Raw genomic sequence first — 2,462 nt, forward strand, 5'->3', positions numbered from 1 at the left:
CCGTAAGCGGCCGGTGAACCCATCTACCGCAGAGCCCCAAATTCCGTGACGGTAGGTGTCCACCTATCAATAAGTGGACACCTATCATGACCGACTTAAGCGTGCTGGAAGCCCCTCGCAAGCGTCGCCGCTTCACCGCCGCCTTCAAGGCCAGGATCGTCGAGGCGTGCCAGCAACCCGGCGCCTCCGTCGCCGGTGTTGCCTTGGAGCACAGCCTGAATGCCAACCTGGTCCATAAGTGGATCCGTACCACTCGCCAGCGAAGCGCCGTGACCGAAGCGCCGGCGTTTGTGCCGGTGCCCATGGCCAGTGCCTCACCGCCGGTCGCTCCCCAGAACCAGGTGACGGACCGCATTCGCCTCACGATCCCGCGCCCCAACGGGCCGGTGGTCATCGAGTGGCCTGCCTCGGAGGCCGACACCTGCCGGTCGCTGATCCGGGAGCTGCTCGCATGATCCGCATCGACGAGATCTGGTTGGCCACCGAGCCCCTGGACATGCGCGCCGGCCCCGACACGGCGCTGGCCCGGGTGGTGAAGGTGTTCGGCGCTGCTCGACCGCACTGCGCCTATCTCTTTGCCAACCGGCGCGGCAACCGCATGAAGGTGCTGGTCCACGATGGCCTGGGCATCTGGCTCTGCGCCCGGCGTCTGAACCAGGGCAAGTTCCACTGGGCCGGGACTTGGCGAGGCGATCGGATCGAGCTGTCCCCCGAGCAGGTGACGGCGCTGGTGCAGGGGCTGCCGTGGCAACGCCTCGGTCCCAACGCCGCGATCTCGGTGGTCTGAGGCGTCAAGCCATGAACGGCATAGAAGGCGAGCGCTGGCCATTCGATGATCCGCGAATCCCGTTATCCCCCGTGGACTGGCATACTCGCCGGATGAACACGCCGCCCGATCTGTCTCAGCTCTCCCCCGATCAGCTCCGCCACCTGGCGGCGACGCTGATGTCGCAGGTCGAGCAGCAGGAGCAGGCGCTGGAGCAGAGCCAGAAAGCCCTGCGTCACAGCGAGCAGCGCAACCAGCAGTTGACCTACGAACTGGCGTTGTTGAAGCGCCACAAGTTCGGCCAGCGCAGCGAGCAGCTCGATGCGCTGCAGATCAGTCTGCTGGAGGAGGTGGTGGATGCCGACATCGCCGCCATCGAGGCCGAGCTGGAGGCACTGGTCACGCCCGCGACACCGCCGGCGACCAGGAAAAAGCCCAAGCGGGCGCCGTTGCCTCCCGAGCTGCCGCGGACCGAGATTCGCCATGAGCCGGAGAGCGAGCACTGCCCGTGCGGCTGCCAGTTGCGGCGGATCGGCGAAGAGGTCAGCGAGAAGCTGGACTATACCCCCGGGGTGTTCAGCGTCGAGCGCCATGTCCGCGGCAAGTGGGTCTGTGCTCAGTGCGAGACGCTGATCCAGGCACCGATGCCGGCCCAGATCATCGACAAGGGCATCGCCACCGCGGGCCTGCTGGCCCAGGTACTGATCGCCAAGTATGGCGATCACCTGCCGCTCTATCGGCAGGAGCAGATCTTCGCCCGGGCCGGCGTGCCGATTCCGCGCTCGACCCTGGCCGAGTGGGTCGGCATCTGCGGGGTGCGGCTCCAGCCGCTGATCGATGCCCTGCGTGACATGCTGCTCACCGAGCCGGTGCTGCATGCCGATGAAACCCCGGTGCCGATGCTGGCCCCGGGCAAGAAGAAGACCCACCGGGCCTACCTCTGGGCCTATGCCACCACGCCCTATGCCGACCTGAAGGCGGTGATCTACGACTTCACCGACGGTCGTGGCGGCCAGCATGCCCGCGACTTCCTCGGCGACTGGCGGGGCAAGCTGATCTGCGATGACTACAGCGGCTACAAGCAGAGCTTTGCCAACGGCGTCACCGAAATCGGCTGCATGGCCCACGCGAGACGCAAGTTCGTCGACCTGCACGTGGCCGGCAAGAGCCAGATCGCGGAACAGGCCATCGAGCACATCGGCCAGCTCTACCAGGTGGAACGTGAGGCCAAGGCGCTCACCGCCGAAGAACGCCAGCGGCTACGCGACACCAGGGCGAGGCCCATCGCCGACACGCTGCACCGCTGGATGCTGGCTCATCGCGAGAAGGTGCCGAACGGCTCGGCGACGGCCAAGGCGCTGGACTACAGCCTGAAACGCTGGGCGGCGCTGACGCGCTACCTGGATGACGGCGGGCTGCCGATCGACAACAATCGGGTGGAGAACCTGATTCGCCCTTGGGCGTTGGGACGGACCAACTGGCTATTCGCCGGGTCGCTGCGCAGTGGCCAGCGTGCTGCCAACATCATGAGCCTGATCCAGTCCGCGAAGCTGAACGGCCATGAGCCCTACGCCTACCTGAAGAACGTGCTGGAACGGCTGCCGACACACAAGGCCAGCCAAATCCACGAACTCCTGCCCCACAACTGGCAGCACAACGCCTGATCACTGACAAGCGGTGATGCCCGAACGCTTAC

At 66.1% G+C, this 2,462-nt stretch carries 3 protein-coding genes; all 3 read left to right on the forward strand.

Translation table 11 applies throughout. From position 1 onward, the window contains the following. The first annotated feature begins 86 nt into the window (after positions 1–86). The 3 genes from tnpA (at position 87) to tnpC (ending at position 2,430) form a co-directional block, all read left to right on the forward strand. Positions 87–455 carry an IS66-like element accessory protein TnpA gene (gene tnpA / locus MKP05_RS21065; RefSeq protein WP_110283838.1) on the forward strand — a complete coding sequence of 123 codons (369 nt, stop codon included), beginning with the start codon at positions 87–89 and terminating at the stop codon, positions 453–455. Then, positions 452–787 (forward strand): IS66 family insertion sequence element accessory protein TnpB, encoded by a 336-nt coding sequence (gene tnpB / locus MKP05_RS21070; RefSeq protein ID WP_146218685.1) that lies wholly within the window; start codon positions 452–454, stop codon positions 785–787. The genes tnpA and tnpB overlap by 4 nt, the downstream gene beginning before the upstream one ends. A gap of 92 nt (positions 788–879) precedes the next feature. Then, complete coding sequence (tnpC, locus tag MKP05_RS21075) at positions 880–2,430, forward strand: IS66 family transposase (RefSeq protein WP_240570108.1); 1,551 nt, start codon at positions 880–882, stop codon at positions 2,428–2,430. Positions 2,431–2,462 lie beyond the last annotated feature (32 nt).

The sequence above is a fragment of the Halomonas flagellata genome, from assembly GCF_022487945.1.
In the GTDB taxonomy this organism is placed as follows: Bacteria; Pseudomonadota; Gammaproteobacteria; order Pseudomonadales; family Halomonadaceae; genus Halomonas; species Halomonas flagellata.